Source organism: Massilia sp. CF038 (assembly GCF_900129765.1).
Taxonomy (GTDB): Bacteria; Pseudomonadota; Gammaproteobacteria; order Burkholderiales; family Burkholderiaceae_D; genus Telluria_A.
This window is the reverse complement of the sequence record NZ_FQWU01000002.1, coordinates 977,348-993,872: the sequence shown is the minus strand read 5'-3', so window position 1 is coordinate 993,872 and position 16,525 is coordinate 977,348. Positions and strand designations below refer to the sequence as shown.

Annotated in this window: 12 protein-coding genes; 4 read left to right on the top strand and 8 right to left on the bottom strand. The window is 62.3% G+C overall.

Features of this window, described 5'->3' with window-relative positions; translation table 11 throughout:
- Positions 1-20: 20 nt before the first annotated feature.
- Positions 21-1,802 (bottom strand): alkaline phosphatase D family protein, encoded by a 1,782-nt coding sequence (locus BUC24_RS14860; RefSeq protein ID WP_073217635.1) that lies wholly within the window; start codon positions 1,800-1,802, stop codon positions 21-23.
- Positions 1,803-1,982: 180 nt separating this feature from the next.
- Here BUC24_RS14860 and BUC24_RS14855 point away from each other — a divergent pair, with 180 nt between their 5' ends.
- Positions 1,983-4,727, top strand: coding sequence for a polysaccharide deacetylase family protein (locus tag BUC24_RS14855; RefSeq protein ID WP_073217631.1), 2,745 nt, complete (start codon positions 1,983-1,985; stop codon positions 4,725-4,727).
- Between the two features lie 161 nt (positions 4,728-4,888).
- Here BUC24_RS14855 and BUC24_RS14850 read toward each other — a convergent pair whose 3' ends face one another.
- The 3 genes from BUC24_RS14850 to BUC24_RS14840 all read right to left on the bottom strand — a co-directional run bounded on the left by BUC24_RS14850 (position 4,889) and on the right by BUC24_RS14840 (position 7,226).
- Complete coding sequence (locus BUC24_RS14850; RefSeq protein ID WP_073217627.1) at positions 4,889-5,263, bottom strand: hypothetical protein; 375 nt, start codon at positions 5,261-5,263, stop codon at positions 4,889-4,891.
- A gap of 56 nt (positions 5,264-5,319) precedes the next feature.
- The gene (locus tag BUC24_RS14845; protein ID WP_073217624.1) at positions 5,320-6,354 is read right to left on the bottom strand and encodes a DUF475 domain-containing protein; all 1,035 of its coding nucleotides are present in this window, start codon (positions 6,352-6,354) and stop codon (positions 5,320-5,322) included.
- Between the two features lie 98 nt (positions 6,355-6,452).
- Complete coding sequence (locus BUC24_RS14840; RefSeq protein ID WP_073217620.1) at positions 6,453-7,226, bottom strand: response regulator transcription factor; 774 nt, start codon at positions 7,224-7,226, stop codon at positions 6,453-6,455.
- A 200-nt stretch (positions 7,227-7,426) separates the two neighbouring features.
- Here BUC24_RS14840 and BUC24_RS14835 point away from each other — a divergent pair, with 200 nt between their 5' ends.
- The 3 genes from BUC24_RS14835 to BUC24_RS14825 all read left to right on the top strand — a co-directional run bounded on the left by BUC24_RS14835 (position 7,427) and on the right by BUC24_RS14825 (position 12,382).
- Entirely contained in the window at positions 7,427-7,849 is a 423-nt protein-coding gene (locus BUC24_RS14835) for a divergent PAP2 family protein (RefSeq protein ID WP_073217617.1), read from the top strand.
- Positions 7,850-8,017: 168 nt separating this feature from the next.
- Entirely contained in the window at positions 8,018-9,151 is a 1,134-nt protein-coding gene (locus tag BUC24_RS14830; RefSeq protein WP_073217614.1) for an efflux RND transporter periplasmic adaptor subunit, read from the top strand.
- A gap of 3 nt (positions 9,152-9,154) precedes the next feature.
- On the top strand, positions 9,155-12,382 hold the full coding sequence (locus BUC24_RS14825) for an efflux RND transporter permease subunit (RefSeq protein WP_073217611.1): 3,228 nt from the start codon (positions 9,155-9,157) through the stop codon (positions 12,380-12,382).
- Between the two features lie 85 nt (positions 12,383-12,467).
- Here BUC24_RS14825 and BUC24_RS26665 read toward each other — a convergent pair whose 3' ends face one another.
- From BUC24_RS26665 to BUC24_RS14805, 4 genes are all read right to left on the bottom strand, one after another.
- Positions 12,468-13,109 carry a hypothetical protein gene (locus tag BUC24_RS26665; protein WP_143167531.1) on the bottom strand — a complete coding sequence of 214 codons (642 nt, stop codon included), beginning with the start codon at positions 13,107-13,109 and terminating at the stop codon, positions 12,468-12,470.
- A gap of 200 nt (positions 13,110-13,309) precedes the next feature.
- Positions 13,310-14,230, bottom strand: coding sequence for an NAD(P)H-hydrate dehydratase (locus BUC24_RS14815; RefSeq protein ID WP_073217605.1), 921 nt, complete (start codon positions 14,228-14,230; stop codon positions 13,310-13,312).
- A gap of 13 nt (positions 14,231-14,243) precedes the next feature.
- A complete protein-coding gene (locus BUC24_RS14810) occupies positions 14,244-15,008 on the bottom strand; it encodes a histidine phosphatase family protein (protein ID WP_073217602.1) in 765 nt (254 codons plus the stop codon).
- Between the two features lie 57 nt (positions 15,009-15,065).
- The gene (locus BUC24_RS14805; protein ID WP_073217599.1) at positions 15,066-16,475 is read right to left on the bottom strand and encodes an L-cystine transporter; all 1,410 of its coding nucleotides are present in this window, start codon (positions 16,473-16,475) and stop codon (positions 15,066-15,068) included.
- Between the last annotated feature and the right edge of the window lie 50 nt (positions 16,476-16,525).

The window sequence follows — 16,525 nt, the reverse complement described above, 5'->3', positions numbered from 1 at the left end:
TCCCCATCGTCGTTACGCGCTTAGATATTGTCTTCAATGACCGGCGTGGTCGATCCCAGCGCCAGCGTGATTTTCGTTTTCTTCAGCAGCGGGCTGGCTGGCTTGCTGCCATCCGCATTCAGACGCTTCACCTTGTGGAACACCACGCTGAACGAGGCTGCCGTGACGGTGGCAATCGCAAAGCCCTGTGCATCATGATCGGCATACAGCAGGTCCGGGTTATTGCCGCGCATGACAGCATCGAAGGTGGCGGGTGTGGCCACCAGCGGCGCCAGTGGCGTGGCGCCCGCGCCATCTTTCAGATACTGATAGAACGAGTCGCTGGAAATGCCGGCTGCCACAAAATCCACCGCCACTGGCGTACCCACCAGCGGGTCCGGATTATCGCGGATCACGCCGCACTGGAAGGCATGCAGGTCGCCGGTAATTGCCACCACGTTCTTGATGGCGTTGGTCTTCAAAAAGCCCATCAGTTCGGCCCGGTGCGCCGGATAGCCGTCCCACGCGTCCGCGTTGACCACATACTGGTTGTTGTAGGGCGGCGGTGCCGAGGCGCGCAAATCGATCCACATGCGGTTGAGCGTGACTTCGTTGCCCCATACCTTCCAGCTGGCTTGCGAGCCTTTAAGCGTCTCTTTCCACCACTGGGTCTGGGTGGTGCCCAGAATCGCCGGCGCCCGCCCCAGCAGGACCCCGTCAAGACTTTCGAACTGCTTTAACAGGGGCAGCGGCACAAAATAGCGCGCGCCGATCTTGTCGTCGCCGGTGACGGAATCGTGGGTAAGCAGGCGGGCCAGCTCCGCTTCGCCGACCACGTGGTCGTCGCGGTACAGGCGCTGGTCCGTCATCACCAGATGCATCAGGGTGCCGAAGCGGAAATCGCGGTAGATGCGGATATTGTCATAGGTCTGCTTGGCCAGATCGAAGGACAGGTCGCCAAAGTCAATCGGCATGTTCTCGGCCCAAGCCTGGGTGGCGCTGCGGCGGCGGCTGGTCTCCTGCGTGTTGGCGTTGTCGTAGGTCTGGTGATCCTGCCAGCAGTCGTCGGAAAATTCGTGGTCGTCCCAGATCGCCACCATCGGGAATTTGCGGTGCAGTTCACGCAGGCGCGGGTCGCTGCGGTAGCTGCGGTACAGCGAGCGGTAGTCGTCCAGTGTGGTGGCCACGACCGCATTGCCGCGCGCGCTGCCGTTGGGCAGAGTCAGGCGCTTGTGATCCGGCTCGGCGTGGCCGTTCTGGAAGCTGGCACCCACGCTCTCGTAGATGTAGTCGCCCAGGTGCACCAGCAAGTCCAGATCTTCGGCCGCGATCAGTTCCATGGCAGCCCAATGGTTCACGCTCCAGTCCTGGCAGGTAAGCCAGGCAAAGCGTAACTGGGCCGGGGTGCTGGTGGGCGCTGGCGCGGTTTTGGTTTCGCCAACCGGCGTCTTGTCCTGGCCTGCGACAAAGCGGTAAAAATACTTGGTCGCGGGGGCCAGGCCGGTGACCTTGGCGCGCACCGTGTAATCGTACTGGCGGGTGGCGGTGAGCGCCACGCTGGCTGCCAGTGCGTCGAAACTGCTGGTGGTCGAGACCTCCAGCTTCAAGGGGACGTTTTCCACGCCCTTGTTGCTCAGGCAGCGCGTCCAGAACACGACGCTACTGTCTTTCGGGTCGCCGCTGGCCAGGCCGGAGGGGAACGAGAAGGCGTCGGGCGGGGGCGGCGCTGCCCCATCGTCGCTGCCGCCACACGCGGCCAGCGATGCGCTGGCCGAGACGACGGTGAAGTAAAGGGAACTGCGTAGGAAGCGGCGGCGATCCATCGTTGAAAGTCTCCAGGTTGTTATGGTTTTGGCATGAGCTTAGCCAACTCTGCCACACTGGTATTGCGTATTCGTGACAGCGGCTTGCGAAATGACGCCACCCGGCGTGCATACTCCTTTCGTTCTGGCAAATGTTGCAATACAATTCAGACTTCTTACCGTAATGTCAGGTTGTGACCCGTGAAGTTTTCCCCAGTACAGATAGGCGCCGCGCTGGCAGCGGCTGGCGCGCTTGGCCTTGGCATGATGTTCTTCGGCCGCAGCACGGCCCCCGCACCGGCGCCAGTGGCGCCCCCGGTGGCCGCCACCCCGGCGTCAAGCAGTGCCGCACTCGACGTGGCCATGCGCGAACTGCTGGCCAATTACCGCAAGATCATCGTGCTGCTGGACGGCGACAGCGCGCTGCCGGCAGCCCATCGTGAACAGACCACGCGCATTGGGCAGGCCCTGTTCCATGACAGCCAGGCACGCAGCGCGGCGCTGGAAAGCACGCTGGCGGCTTTGATTGGCTCGAACCAGGCCAGCCGCTTCAACACCATCAACGGTCTGCTTGACTTCATCGAATCGGACAGCGGTTTGTACGATGCCGACCGGCTGGCGTTTCGCGAACTGCTGCAAGGCTTGCTGGCCAATGTGGCGCGCGACTCCTCGCTGCCGGCCATCAAAGTCCACAAGCGCATTAGCGAAGACCTCGATGCGCTGACTGAAATCGAGCGCAATTACGACAAGGAGATCCGCCAGATCTTCGGCCGCTACGAGCAGCGCGGCATTGAACTCAAACGCGAACGCTGGGACGCCTATCTGGCGCACCTGAAAAAGATTTATTCGCGCGACGCTATCCTGAAAGAATACGGCGTGGTGCTGGCTTACCCTGGCAAGGCGGAGCCGGAAGCGGAAGCGGAAACGGCAAGCGAGGCGGCCGCGCCTGCACCTTCGCCGGCCAAGCCGGAACAGGGCGAAATCTTTGGCGCGGCGCTGCCGCCCAAAACCGTGGTGCTCACCTTCGACGATGGCCCGCACAAGCGCTACAGCGAAGAAATCGCCGCCATCCTCAAGCAGTACGGGGTACCGGCCGTGTTCTTCAATGTGGGGATGAACCTGGGCACGGTGGGGGCCGACGGCAAAGCCACGCTGGGCAGCGGGGCCGCCATCAGCCGCAAGCTGCGCGCGGCCGGCCACGTGCTGGCCAATCACAGTTATTCGCACGCCCAGCTGTCGCGCCAGAGTGGCGACAAGCTGCGCGCCGAAATCGTCAACACCGACATCTTGCTCAAGGCCGTTGACAGCGACCGTTCGCCGCTGTTCCGCTTCCCGTATGGCGCGCGCAACCGCGAAGGGCTGGACGCCCTGGCCAGCGCCCACCTGCGCTCGGTGATGTGGAATATCGACTCGCTGGACTGGGCCGATCCGGTGCCCTCGTCGATTGCCGACCGGGTGCTGCGTTCGGTCGACAAGGAAGGGCGCGGCATCATCCTGTTCCACGACATCCACGCGCGCGCCGTCAAAGCACTGCCGGCCATCCTGGACCGCTTGATCGCCGACGGCTACCAGTTCGCCGGCTGGGACGGCACCGCCTTCAAGGTGGGCAAGGCAGGCGCCGAGCCGGCTGCCAAGGTCTTGCCAAGCACCGGCTATGCCAACTCCTGGGCCATCGTGATCGGGGTCGACGAGTACCCCAAGTGGCCCAAGCTGCAGCATGCGGTGCGCGACGCCAAGGGCGTGCGAACCAGCTTGATCGAGAAATTCGGCTTTGCGCCGGAACGCGTGGTCACGCTGGAAAACGCGGCTGCCACCCGCAGCGGCATTCTGGCCGCCTTCCACGACCAGCTGGCCCACGGCGTGCAAAAGAACGACCGCATCTTCGTCTTCTTTGCTGGCCATGGCGCTACTCGCCACTTGAGCTCGGGGCGCGACCTGGGCTACATCGTGCCGTACGATTCCGACCCCGAGCAATTTGCCACCGATGCGATCCCGATGACGGAAATCCAGAACATCGCCGAAAGCCTGAACGCCAAGCACGTGCTGTTTGTGATGGACGCCTGCTACAGTGGCCTGGGTCTGACGCGCGGCGGTGGCGCCAGCGCCTACCTGCGCGACAACGCCAAGCGGGTAGGGCGGCAAATGCTCACCGCTGGCGGGGCCGACCAGCTGGTGTCCGATGGTGGACCGAATGGTCACTCGATCTTCACCTGGACGCTGCTGCAAGGACTGGCCGGCAAGGGCGACCTGAATGGCGACGGCTTGATCACCGCCACCGAACTGGCCGCGTACGTGGCGCCGGCGGTGGCAGGCGTGTCAAACCAGACCCCGGCCTTCGGCAGCCTGCCAGGATCGGAAGGGGGCGACTTCGTGTTTGAGCTGCCGGCCGAGACCGAGTTTCTGAGCGTGCAGACGGCCCAACTGTCGAATGATGCCATCGCCATGAACGTCAAGCTCGACGCGGTGCGCCCGGAGCCGGCCAAAGCAGATGAAAAGGCGGCGCCTGTGGCGGCGGCGCCAGTGACGATCAAGGATTTGCAGGGCAAGGAGCAGACCGTGGTGACGCCGCAGGCGGTACCCTCATCCATGCGCCAGCAAGCGCAGCGCGCAAACGACCGTGGTTTGCAGCTGTTTAAGGAAAAGCAGTATGCCGAGGCCGAGACCGAATTTACCGAAGCCTTGAAATTGCGGCCCGACTTTGCGCTGGCCGCCAACAATCTTGGCTTCGTCTTCTTCAAGCAGGCGCGCTACAAGGAAGCGGCGCGCTGGTTCGAGAACACCGTCAAGATGGACCCCTCGCGCGCGGTAGCCTACCGCAACCTGGGCGACGCCCAGGCCTTGGCAGGCGAACCGGCCAAAGCCAAAGCGGCCTACGAAACCTTCCTGGCCCTGGCCCCGACCAGCAACGGGGCCGCCTACGTCAAGCAAGCGCTGGACAAGCTCTGATCCGGAAAAATCCTACTCCATTCAGAAACACCGGGGTCAGACCTCAATTAAAAAACATTGCAGTATTGAGGTCTGACCCCGATTAAAAAACATTGCAGTATTGAGGTCTGACCCCGATTAAAAAACATTGCAGAATTGCGGTCGAGTCCGACCGGAAAACGTCAGTTGGGGCTGGCGGTCACTTTGGTGATGAAGTGCTCGGTTTCGCCGAAGCACGCGCTCGGCACGCCTTTGTGCTGGGCGTAGCTGAGGACCACGCGCTTGCCGGTGGCGGCGGTCAGCTGGCGGGCGATTTCGTCGTCGCGCACGGAAAATTCGAAGCGCTCGGGGATCGCGCCAGGCATGCTCGAGAGCAGGATTTCGCCTTCCCAGGTCTTGCAGATCCAGCCCTTTTTCGAGAATTTCTGCAGGTAGCCGGCGCGCTCGCCTTCGGAATACGACCAGCTCAGCGTGAACCAGGTGTACAGGGCGAACAGCAGCACCGGCAGCAGCAGGGCAGCCAGCAGGACGAGGGAAGTGCGTTTGGTAATGGGCATGGTGGTGTCAGTCAGTTAGTCAGGGCGCGCCCATTGTGCCAGCTATGGCGAATATATCAAGCCTCGGCTTCCTGCCCCAGCTTGTAGCGGTGCGAGGACCAGAGCGACACCAGGATGAAGGCCACGCCCGACAGGCCGGTAAACCACTCGGGTATTTCATAGTGCACGCTGGCGAACATGATCAGCGCGAGGATGCCGATGGCGTAATGGGCGCCATGCTCCAGATACACAAACTCTTGTAGGGTGCCTTTTTCAACCAGGAACACGGTCAGCGACCGCACGAACATGGCGCCAATGGCCAGCCCCAGCATGATGATCACGACGTCGTTGGTGATGGCGAAGGCGCCGATCACACCGTCAAAGCTGAACGAGGCGTCCAGCACTTCCAGGTATAAAAAGCCGCCGATGCTGCCGCGCGAGATCATTTTGCCGATGGTGGGATCGGCTTCTTCTTCCTCGAGCAGGCCGCTCAGCCAGTCGACCCCGACGTACACGGCCACCCCCAGCACGCCGGACGCCAGTACGGCCAGCTTGCGCGCTTCCGGCACCAGGGCTGTGGCGGCAAACGCGGCGCCCAGGGCCAGCAGCACGGCCAGGCCTTCGCTACCGTAATGGCCCACTTTTTCTTCTATCCAGCCCAGCCAGTGCAGTTCCTTTTCTTCGTCGAACAGGAAATTGAGAAACACCAGCAGCAGGAAGGCACCGCCAAAACTGGCCACTTCGGCATGGTGCTCGGTCAGGTGGCGCGAATACTCGGCCGGGGTGTCGAGCGCCATGTGCCACACGTCGAGCATGCCCATGCCGGTGGCGACCGAGACGATGACAAGGGGGAACAGCAGGCGCATGCCGAACACGGCAACCAGAATCCCGACGGTCAGGAACAAGGTGCGCCAGAAGTGGTCCCAGTGGCGCAGCACCGAGGCGTTGACGACCGCGTTATCAAATGAGAGCGATACTTCCAGCACGCCCAGCACCGCCGCAATCCACAGCGCCGACAGCATGGCGCCGCTGCCACCATGCTGGTAGCCCCACCATGCGGCCAGCGCCAACAGGACGAATGTGACTGCGAATGACAAGCGGAAATGACGCATGGCCGGACCCTTTCAAGAAGAAATATGTGGCGGCAGGCCGCCTTGTCATGATTCTAAGGGTTTTGGCCCCTTCCGGACACACGCCTCGCGCAGCCCACTTAGTGGCGCGGGCCGGTGGTGTACATCTTGCGGTAGGTGCTAGGTGGCATGCCGTTGCGTTCGCGGAAGGCGGTGGCGAAATTGCCGGCGCTGTGAAAGCCCAGCAGCAAGGCAATGCCCTGGATGTCGATTTCGGTTTCGCGCAGCAAGGCCGCGCCGCGTGCGATGCGCTGGTCGCGGATGTAGGCAAACACGGTGCACCCCATTTGTTCGCGAAACACCTGGGACAGTTTTTCACGGTCGCTGCCGATCCGTTCAGCGATCTGGTCGAGTGTGGGCACGTTCGCCAGGTCGGTGTCGATCAATTGGCGCGCGGCCAGTACCAGCACGTGGTCGGCGCTGGAGCCAGGCAAGGGGGGCAGCGTCGCAGGATTGTCGTCGCGCCGGGCCAGGCGCAGGTGCACCTGGATGCGCGCCGCCAGTTCGGCGCCGGAAAACGGCTTGCTGACGTAGTCGACTGCGCCGACCGACAAGCCAAGCACTTTTTCTTCGGCCGCGTCGGCGCCGCTCACGAAGATGACGGGAATGGCGGCGGTGTCGGGGTTGGCCTTGAGCAGGCGGCAAGTGGCAAAGCCATCTACGTCGGGCATGCGCACGTCGAGCAAAATCAGGTCAGGCTGGGCGCTGGCGGCCAATTCATAGCCTTGGGGGCCATTGTAAGCAGCCAACACTGTGTGGTCGTATTCGCCCAGCAATTCGGCCAGCATGCGCTGCTCGAACGCCGAGTCGTCGACCACTAGAATACGGCTGCGGGGAACGCCACTGGACTTCACAACTATCCTTACTGATTTGCAATTGTGAACATAGTATGCACCTTTTTCACCTTCTGTTCTTGCAATTCTGGCCCAAGCGTCTGTTTCGCGGCGCCCGAGCGACACGCGAGACTGGCGCCCCGCAGGAGGGTCTGCGATAATCCTCAGTTGCATAAAAGCATCGTCTCGTGCCCTTCACGCTGTAGCTCATCAAGGAATCCATGGATATCACCTATCTCATCACCCCTGTCCTGACCTGGATGGTGGTCGGTCCCATCAAGTTTTTGATCAATAGCGCGCGCCAGCGGCGCTGGGCCTTCAATTTGGTCGGCAATGGCGGTTTTCCCAGCAACCATAGCGCGGTGGTGACCAGCATGGCCACCCTGATCGCGCTGCGCGAGGGCATGGATAGCGGCGCCTTTGGGGTCGCCGTCACCCTGGCCTTTATTGTCATGATCGACGCCAACAGCTTGCGCCAGCACGTCGGACGCCAGGCCGCTGCCATCAACCGCCTGGCCAGTGGCGCGTCCAACCATACGACTCTGCGCGAGCGGATGGGACACACACTGGTCGAAATCACGGGCGGCGTGGCCACCGGGATCGGCATGGGCTTCTTGCTGTTCAATATTTACAGCCAGTTTTGAGGCACCGAAATTTCCGGGCTTCAATTAACCGGAATGCATTTCATCGCGCCTAAACGCACTTCAGTCGTCCAAATATGCATTCCGCCTTTCCCGCATTGACGCTCGCGCGCCACGCGGGAGATACTGGGAAGCTAGTAGTTTTCAATCTATATTTCCGGAGAATTTCACATGCTGCGCAAAACATTGCTTGCCTTGGCCATCGGCTCGGCACTCGTCGCTTGTCAAAAGGATGTCAAGAAGGACGAGGGCAAGGACGCCAAAGCAGTCCAGCTCAGCATTTCTCCGGAAGACACCCTCACCGTGCAATCGAACGCGCTGGCATCGGGCCCCGTTGTGACCGGGTCGATCCAGCCTGAGCGCAAGGCCGATCTGCGCGCGGAAGTGGCTGCGGTGGTGTTGCAAGTCTTGAAAGAAAACGGCGAAGCCGTGAAACAGGGCGACGTTCTGGTCAAGCTGGACGAAACGGCCATTCGCGACAACCTCAGTTCGGCCGAGGCGTCTGCCCGCTCGGCCTCGCAGGCACTCGATCAGGCTGAACGCCAGGTCGAGCGCATGAAAACCCTGCGCGCCTCCGGCATGACCAGCGCCCAGGCCATGGATGACGCTGAAGTACGGCGCAACAGTGCCGCCAGCGAAGTAGCCGCCGCCCGTTCGCGCGCGGCGCTGGCACGCCAGCAACTGTCGCGTACGGTGGTGCGCGCGCCGTTTGACGGCATCGTCAGCGACCGCAAGGTGTCCGCCGGCGACACCGCCACCATGGGTAAGGAATTGGTCAAGGTGATCGATCCGCGCAGCATGCGCTTCGAAGGCCGTGTGTCGGCTGACAAGATTGCCGCTGTCAAAGTAGGGCAGCCAGTCAGCTTCCGCGTCAACGGCTACGCCGGCCAGGAATTCCGCGGCGTGGTCAAGCGCGTCGATCCAGCCGCCAATGAAATCACGCGCCAGGTCGAAGTGCTGGTCGCGTTTGCACCGAATTCGCAGCAGCCGCGCGTGTCGGGCCTGTACGGTGAAGGCCATATTGAAGCGGAAAGCACGGCTGCGCTGATGCTGCCCGAAGGCGCGCTGGTCAAGGCAGGCGACAAGTCCTACACCTGGCGTCTGAAAGGCAATGCCCTGAACAAGGCGGAACTGGTGGTTGGCCAGCGCGATACGCGCACCGGCAGCTATGAAGTGCGCAGCGGCCTGACGGCTGGTGACGTGGTGCTGCGCAATCCGAATTCGAGCCTGAAAGATGGCCAGAAAGTGACCATGGCCGCCTCCAAGGTGGCCAGCGCCTCGACCTCCGCCGTGCAGGGGAAATAAGCCATGTTTTTATCCGATTTCAGTATCAAGCGGCCGATTGCGACGATTGTCCTGATCCTGGCCATGATGTGCATGGGCCTGCTGGCCCTGTCCAAGCTACGGGTCAACCAGAATCCGGACGTGGAAGTGCCGTTCATCATCGTCAGTATTCCGTATCCGGGCGCCTCGCCTGACACGGTCGAACGCGAAGTGGTCAACCGCATGGAAAAATCATTCCAGAGCATTCCTGGGGTGAGCAAGATCGAGGCCAATGCCAACGAAGGCAGCGCCACCTTCTTCATTGAGTTTGGCTTCAGCAAGAACTTGATTGAAGCGTCCGATGAAATCCGCAACGCCATCGCGTCGGTGCGCTATAAACTGCCGACCGAAATGCGCGAGCCAATTCTGCAGCGCGCCGATCCATCGTCGGAACCGGTGATTTCGCTGGCGCTGTCGTCCAGTACGCAAAGCCACGCCGAAATTTCGCGCCTGGCCGAGGATGTGATTGCCGATCGCTTCCGCGGCATTGACGGGGTGTCGATTGTGAACGTGGGTGGTGCGCTCAAGCGCGAACTGTCGGTCTTGCTGCGTGCGGCCAAGCTGCGTGAATACAATGTGTCGGTCGGTGAAGTGGTGCTGGCACTGCGCAACCAAAATACCAATGCGCCGGTCGGCAAGGTGCGTGGCAACCTGGACGAAAAGAGTATTCGCCTGGTGGGCCGGATCGAGTCGCCTGACGAGTTCCAGCAGATCGTGGTCAAGCGCCGCGGCGACGAGATCGTGCGTCTGGCCCAGGTGGCGGAAATCAAGGACGGCTTTGCTGATATCGACAGTCTGTCGATTCGCAGCGGCAAGCCGAACGTGGGTATTTCGGTCAGCCGTTCCAAAGATGCCAGTACTGTGACGGTGGCCGACAAGGTCAAGGCCGAAATCAAGGTCATTGAAAAGGAATTGCTGCAAGGCGGCACCAAGCTGGAAATCATTGACGATGGCGGCGACCGTTCGCAGCGCAGCCTGAACAACGTGATCGAGTCGCTCGTGTTTGGTGCGATCCTGACCATTTTTGTGGTGTACGCCTTCCTCAATTCCTGGCGTTCGACCTTGATTACCGCGCTCTCGCTGCCAACTTCGGTCATTGCCGCCTTTATCGCGGTATGGCTGTGCGGCTTCACGCTCAACTTCATGACCCTGCTGGGCTTGTCGCTGGCGATTGGCGTGCTGATTGACGATGCGATCGTGGTGCGGGAAAACATTGTGCGCCACATGGAACGCGGCTCCGACCGCCGTACCGCCGCGCTGGAAGGCACGGCCGAGATTGGCCTGGCGGTTGCCGCCACGACCTTCTCGATCATTGCCGTGTTCATTCCGGTCGCGTTCATGCCTGGTATCTCCGGCGAATGGTTCCGGCCGTTTGCATTGACGGTGACCTGCTCGGTGCTGGTCAGCCTGGTGATCTCGTTTACGCTCGATCCGATGCTGTCCGCATTCTGGGGTGATCCGCCTGGCCACCACAATGCGCCGAAGAAGGGCTTGTCGCGCGTGCTGGAAAAATTCAACATCTGGTTCGATCATCAAGCCGACCGTTACGGCAACGTGATTGCCTGGGCCTTGCATCACCGTATTGCCATGGGCTTGCTTGCCTTTGCCGCCTTCGCTGGCGCCATTTTTGTGCAGGGCAAGTTCGGCGGTTCGGACTTCCTGCCAAAATCGGACTCGGGCTTTATCGTGATCACGGTCCGTACGCCGGCCTCGTCGAGCGTGGAATATGCGCGCCTGAAAATGGAAGCGGCGGCTGAACTGGCGCGCACCATTCCTGAAGTAAAGGAAACCAGCAGCCGGATCGATGCCAGCGGCGGCCGGGTGCGGATTGACATTGGCAAGCGCCAGACCCGCAAGCGCAGCGCCAAGGAAATCGCAGTTGAAATGCGCGGCAAGATCAAATCCCTGGTGGGCGCCGAATTTGTGGTGCTGGACGATTTGAACCAGGGCGCACGTAAGCCGATCCAGATCGAATTTACCGGTCCGGATTCGCGCAAGCTGCTGGAAATTGCCAATGCTTATATGGACAAGCTGCGCGAAGTGCCTGGCGCGGTCGATGTGGGCTTGTCCGAGCAAGATCCCAAGAACGAGCTGCAGATTGAATTGAATCGCGGCCTGGCCAACTCGATGGGCATTTCCGTCAACGATGCGGCGCAAGCCTTGCGGGTGGCGTTTGCTGGCGTGGAAGTCGGCGACTGGGTCGATCCAACGGGCGAATCGCGCGACGTGGCCGTGCGTCTGCATCCGGATGACCGGGTCAATGCAGAAAACATCGAACGTTTGCCGATCGCCGTGGCGGGCAGTACCGAGATGGTGCCGCTGGACCAGATTGCGACCATTTCGATGGGCAAGGGGCCGTCTGGCATTGCGCACAAGAACGGCAAGCGTTCGATCGCCGTGTCAGCCAACGCCCAAGGCCGTTCCAATGGTGAAGTGACGGCGGACGCCATGAAGCTGGCGCAGTCGTTTGCCTTCCCGCCCGGCTATGGCCTGGAACTGGGTGGCCAGGGTCAGGACCAGAAGGAATTGTTCACCTCGATGGTGATTGCGCTGCTGTCCGGTATCGGCTTGATGTATCTGATTCTGGTGATGCAGTTCGGCTCCTTCACGGCGCCGCTGGCGGTGATGATTTCGCTGCCACTGTCGCTGATCGGCGTGGTGCTGGCCTTGCTGTTCACGGGCCAGACGCTCAATCTGATGAGCATGATCGGCATTATCATGCTGATGGGTCTGGTGGCGAAGAACGCGATTCTGCTGCTGGACGCTGCCCGCCGCCGTGAGGAAGAAGGTTTCAGCCGCGAAGATGCGCTGATGGATGCAGGCCGCATGCGTTTGCGCCCGATTCTGATGACGACCTTCGCCCTGATCGCCGGCATGCTGCCAGTGGCGATTGGCCTGGGCGAGGGCGGCGAGTTCTATCGTCCATTGGCAATTGCCATCATTGGCGGCACGATCACGTCGACCTTGCTCACCTTGCTGGTGGTGCCGACCTTCTACGACAGTATCGAGATCAAGCGCGACCACATGGCTGCCAAGTTCCATCGCCGTGCAGCGCGTTTTGGCGCCGTGCCTGCTTTCCTGGCGACCTTGGTCGAGGTGTTGCTGTTCCTGACCTTCATCCGCTTTATTTATCGGATGATCATGGGCGTCGGCCGCTTTGCCTCGCGTGGCCGTGGCAATGCCGCACCGGTTGCGTTGAACAAGACCGTGTAAGAACGAATGCCGGCCGCCGCAAGGCGGTCAGCGCTCAATGCCGCCCTGCGCAAGCCGGGCGGCATTTTTATTTGCACTGCGGCTGTTAGCGCCGGTCGCCACGCTGCTCCGATGTGTCGCTGCCGCTCGACCCACTGGTGCCCGAGGTGCCGCTGGAGCCGGACGTGCCGCTGGTGCCCGAGGTGCCGCTGCTGCCGGACGTGCCGCTGGTACCCGAGGTGCCGCTGCTGCCCGTCATGCCCGAACTACCGCTGCCGGTGGTGCCCGAGCTGCCACTGCTGCCGGACGTGCCCGAGGTGCCTGAGCTCCCACTGCTGCCGGATGTGCCTGAGGTGCCGCTGCTGCCCGACGTGCCCGAGCCGCCGCTGGTGCCGGAGCCGCTGGTATCGGTGCCGCCCGTGCCCGTGTCCGTGCCGCCCGTACCGCTGCTGCCGCTGCTGCCGCCGGTGCCGCCGGTGCCAGTGCCGCCTGCCGCGCCGGTCCCGGTGCCGCCGCTACCGCTGGTGCCGGTGGCACCCGAGCCAGTATCGGTCCCGGTCCCGGTGCCCGTCCCGGTGGCGCCGCCGGTGCCACTGGTGCCCGAGGTATTGGCTGGCGACGTGGCCGTGCCGGTGCCCGTGTCGCCGGTGCCGGTCGGCGTGGTGTCGTTGCGCTTGCATGCGCCCAGGGCGCCTGCAAGCAGCGCCGCGCTCAGGATGATTTTCGATGCATTCGATAATGATTTCATGATGGCTCCTTGTTCACGTCAGTCAGGTGCCGCCTTGTTCCCGATGTGATGCTGGGACAAGACAGCGCAGGCAAAATTAGACTTTGAACTTCCGTCCCAGTTCGTCTTTTTTTACCGTTCTAACGTAATTGGCGCTCCATGACCTGGCAATTTGATGAAGATCAAACGAGAGGCAATTCCTCCTTGCCGATGTAGCAGGCTCAGCCTTGGGTAAGTTGCTCCAGCAAGGATGGAATTTCGGCCGCCAGTTCGCGCGCCAGATAGCCAAGCAAGCCCATGCGCTCAGCGAGGCGCTCGCCGGCGCGGGCATGCAGGGCCACGCCCCAGCACGTGGCCTGCGCCAAGGTGGCGCCGCGCGCCGCCAGGCCGGCGATGATGCCAGCAAGCACATCACCGGAACCGGAAATGGCCAGCCCCACATTGCCGCCTTCGTGCTGCCACATGGCGCCGTCGGGCGCCGCGATGATGGTGCGCGCCCCCTTGAGCGCCAGCACGGCATTCCAGTCGCGTGCGGCGTGGCTGGCAACCGGGACCGGATCGGCAGCAATATCGGCCTTTTCCTGGCCCGACAAGTGCGCCATCTCGCCCGCATGGGGCGTGAGGATGACAGGCACGGCGAAGCGGAATGGGGCAGCATCGTCGGCGCGGTCGGGGTTGCGGACGATGCCCATGGCATTGGCGTCGAGCACGATCGCGCAATCCTCAAGGCGCGGCAACAGGGCCCGCACCAGCGCGGCAGTGGCTGTTTCGTCCTGCATGCCAGGCCCGATCAGGATGGCGCCGATCTTGCCCGCCAGCGGATCGAGGGCGTCGATGGCGTCGACCGTGAAGCCGCCTTCAGGCGTCTCGCGCAGGCCGATCACGCGCGCCTCGGGCATGGCCAGCGCGACCAGCTGGGCCACGCTGGCGCCGGTTGCAATGGTGAGCTTGCCGGCGCCAGCGCGCAGGGCCGCGGTGGCCGCCAGGATCACGGCGCCGGGCATCTCGCGCGAGCCGCCCAGCACCAGCACGTGGCCGCGCTGTTCCTTGTCGCCTTCGCTGGACGGCATGGGCAGGGGCCAGCCGCGCAGGGCGGTCGCGTCGATGCTGATCATGTGCGCGTGCGAGACCGGCGTTTCCATGGCACTGGTGCGCCTACGCTTTCGGAGCAGCGGGCACATCTTTTTGCACCGTGACCGGCGTGCCGGCTGCTTCCAGCGGCGCCACAAAATTGGTCAGCCGCAGCACCAGCTTGCCGTGCTTGCCTTGGCTTGCGTCGAAGGCGTAGGACGTGACGGCGCAGTTGGGCACGTCACCGGCGCGATCGTAGGCGAGGATGCTCGCTTCATCGAGCCGCTCGAGCAGATAGCGGAAGCAGTTGACCGTCACCTGGTGGCCCACAATGAGCACGCGTTCGCCCGCGTATTCGCGCGTGATGGTATCGAGCACGCTGCGCAGGCGCAAAATGACATCGCACCAGCTTTCGCCGCCCGGCGGACGGAAATAAAACTTGCCCACGTGCTGGCGCTGCTCATACAGCTCGGCGTATTTGTGCTTGATGCCAAACGTGGTCAGGCGGTCGAGGATGCCGAATTCTTTTTCGCGCACGCGTTCGTCGGCGTGAATGGCCAGCAGCGGTGGGTCGCCCATTTTTTCGATGATGATGCGCGCTGTTTCGGCGGCGCGCACGTAAGGCGAGTGCAGCACCACATTGGGCCGGCTTGCATCGGGCAGGGCCGCAAACCAGTCGCCCAGCGCGTGTGATTGTTCCACGCCCAGCGCGGACAGGGGGACGTCGACATCGCGCTCGGCAATGTCGATCAGGTGACCGGCTGCCGCCTCGGCTGCGTCACGCGCGACGTTGCCGGCGCTTTGGCCATGCCTGACCAGCCAAATTTCCTGCGGCCATTTTTGTTCCATGTGCCTGTTCGATCATGATGTTGATACATCATGATCTTAGTCGGATTCAGCGATGGATCAGCGCACAATAGGGTCCGCGGCCGCGAGGTCGATTGCGCTGTCGTCGTTGTACACGGCCAGATCGGTTTGACCCAGCAGGCGGCTGGTGACGGTGCCGGCCGTGATGGAGCCGCTGACATTGAGCGCGGTGCGGCCCATGTCAATCAGCGGTTCGACCGAAATCAGCAAGCCGGCCAGGGTCACAGGCAAGTTCATCGCCGACAGCGTGATCAGCGCTGCAAAAGTGGCGCCGCCACCCACGCCAGCCACGCCGACCGAACCGACCACGATGATGGCCAGCAGCTGGGCAATGAAGCCCACACTCATGGGGTCGATGCCGACCGTGGGCGCAATCATGACCGCCAGCATGGCCGGGTAGATGCCGGCGCAGCCGTTTTGTCCCATCACGGCGCCAAACGAAGCGGCGAAATTGGCCACCCCTTCCGGCGTGCCCAGACGCCTGGTCTGGGTTTGCACCGACATGGGAATGGCGCCCGCGCTGGTGCGCGAGGTGAAGGCAAACAGCAGCACCGGTGCAATCTTGCTGGCGTAGCGCAGGGCGTTCAGGCCCAGGCCACTGACGATGAGCAGGTGCACGCAGAACATCAATATCAGCGCGCTGTAGGAAGCCAATACGAAGTTGATCAGGTTCAGAATGCTTTGCAGGCTGGAGGCGGCCACCACCTGGGTCATCAGCGCAAACACACCGAAGGGCGTCAGGCGCAGCACCAGGGTCACCATGCGCATCACGATTGCATGCGCGACCTTGATGAAGTGGCTGAACGAGGTAAACAGTTGCGGCTCCTTGGCCGCAATGCCGGTCGCGGCGACGCCGATAAAAATAGAGAACAGGACCACGGCGATGGTCGAGGTCTTGCGCGCGCCGGTCATGTCGAGGAAGGGATTGGCCGGAATGAAACTGAGCAGCATGGATGGCAGCGAGATCGCCTGGGCGGCGCCCAGCTTGCCCTGCATGTACTCCCCGCGCGCCACTTCAGCGGCGCTGGCGGTCAGGCCGGCCGCGCTCAGGCCAAACAGCTTGGCCATCACAATGCCGATGGCAGCCGCAATGACTGTGGTCAGCATCAGCGTGACTATGGTCAGGGCGCTGATCTTGCCCAGCGAGGTCGCATCCTTGAGCTTGAGGATGGCGCCAATGATCGACACCATAATCAAGGGCATGACGATCATTTGCAGCAGGCTGACGTAGCCGGTGCCGATAATGTCGAGGTAGGCATTGGTCTGCACCACCATGTCCGAACTGGGGCCGTAGGCCAGCTGGAACAGGGCACCCAGCGCCACACCCAGGCCCAAAGCCGAAAATACCCGCTTGGTGAACGATACATGGGCTGCCTGCATGCGGTAGAGCAGGTAACAAATCGCGGCAGCGGCGCCGATGTTAACAATCAGGAGCGGATGAAACGGCATAAGCGGCCTCGGAGACGTGGACGCTGCATTCTATCGAGAATCCGGGATGT

Excerpts from the sequence above, each read along its gene's own strand:
- BUC24_RS14810 (WP_073217602.1), bottom strand. The coding sequence starts at position 15,008 with ATGGAACAAAAATGGCCGCAGGAAATTTGGCTGGTCAGGCATGGCCAA.
- BUC24_RS14825 (WP_073217611.1), top strand. The coding sequence starts at position 9,155 with ATGTTTTTATCCGATTTCAGTATCAAGCGGCCGATTGCGACGATTGTC.
- BUC24_RS14805 (WP_073217599.1), bottom strand. The coding sequence starts at position 16,475 with ATGCCGTTTCATCCGCTCCTGATTGTTAACATCGGCGCCGCTGCCGCG.
- BUC24_RS14845 (WP_073217624.1), bottom strand. The coding sequence starts at position 6,354 with ATGCGTCATTTCCGCTTGTCATTCGCAGTCACATTCGTCCTGTTGGCG.
- BUC24_RS14860 (WP_073217635.1), bottom strand. The coding sequence starts at position 1,802 with ATGGATCGCCGCCGCTTCCTACGCAGTTCCCTTTACTTCACCGTCGTC.
- BUC24_RS14835 (WP_073217617.1), top strand. The coding sequence starts at position 7,427 with ATGGATATCACCTATCTCATCACCCCTGTCCTGACCTGGATGGTGGTC.
- BUC24_RS14850 (WP_073217627.1), bottom strand. The coding sequence starts at position 5,263 with ATGCCCATTACCAAACGCACTTCCCTCGTCCTGCTGGCTGCCCTGCTG.
- BUC24_RS14830 (WP_073217614.1), top strand. The coding sequence starts at position 8,018 with ATGCTGCGCAAAACATTGCTTGCCTTGGCCATCGGCTCGGCACTCGTC.
- BUC24_RS26665 (WP_143167531.1), bottom strand. The coding sequence starts at position 13,109 with ATGAAATCATTATCGAATGCATCGAAAATCATCCTGAGCGCGGCGCTG.
- BUC24_RS14815 (WP_073217605.1), bottom strand. The coding sequence starts at position 14,230 with ATGGAAACGCCGGTCTCGCACGCGCACATGATCAGCATCGACGCGACC.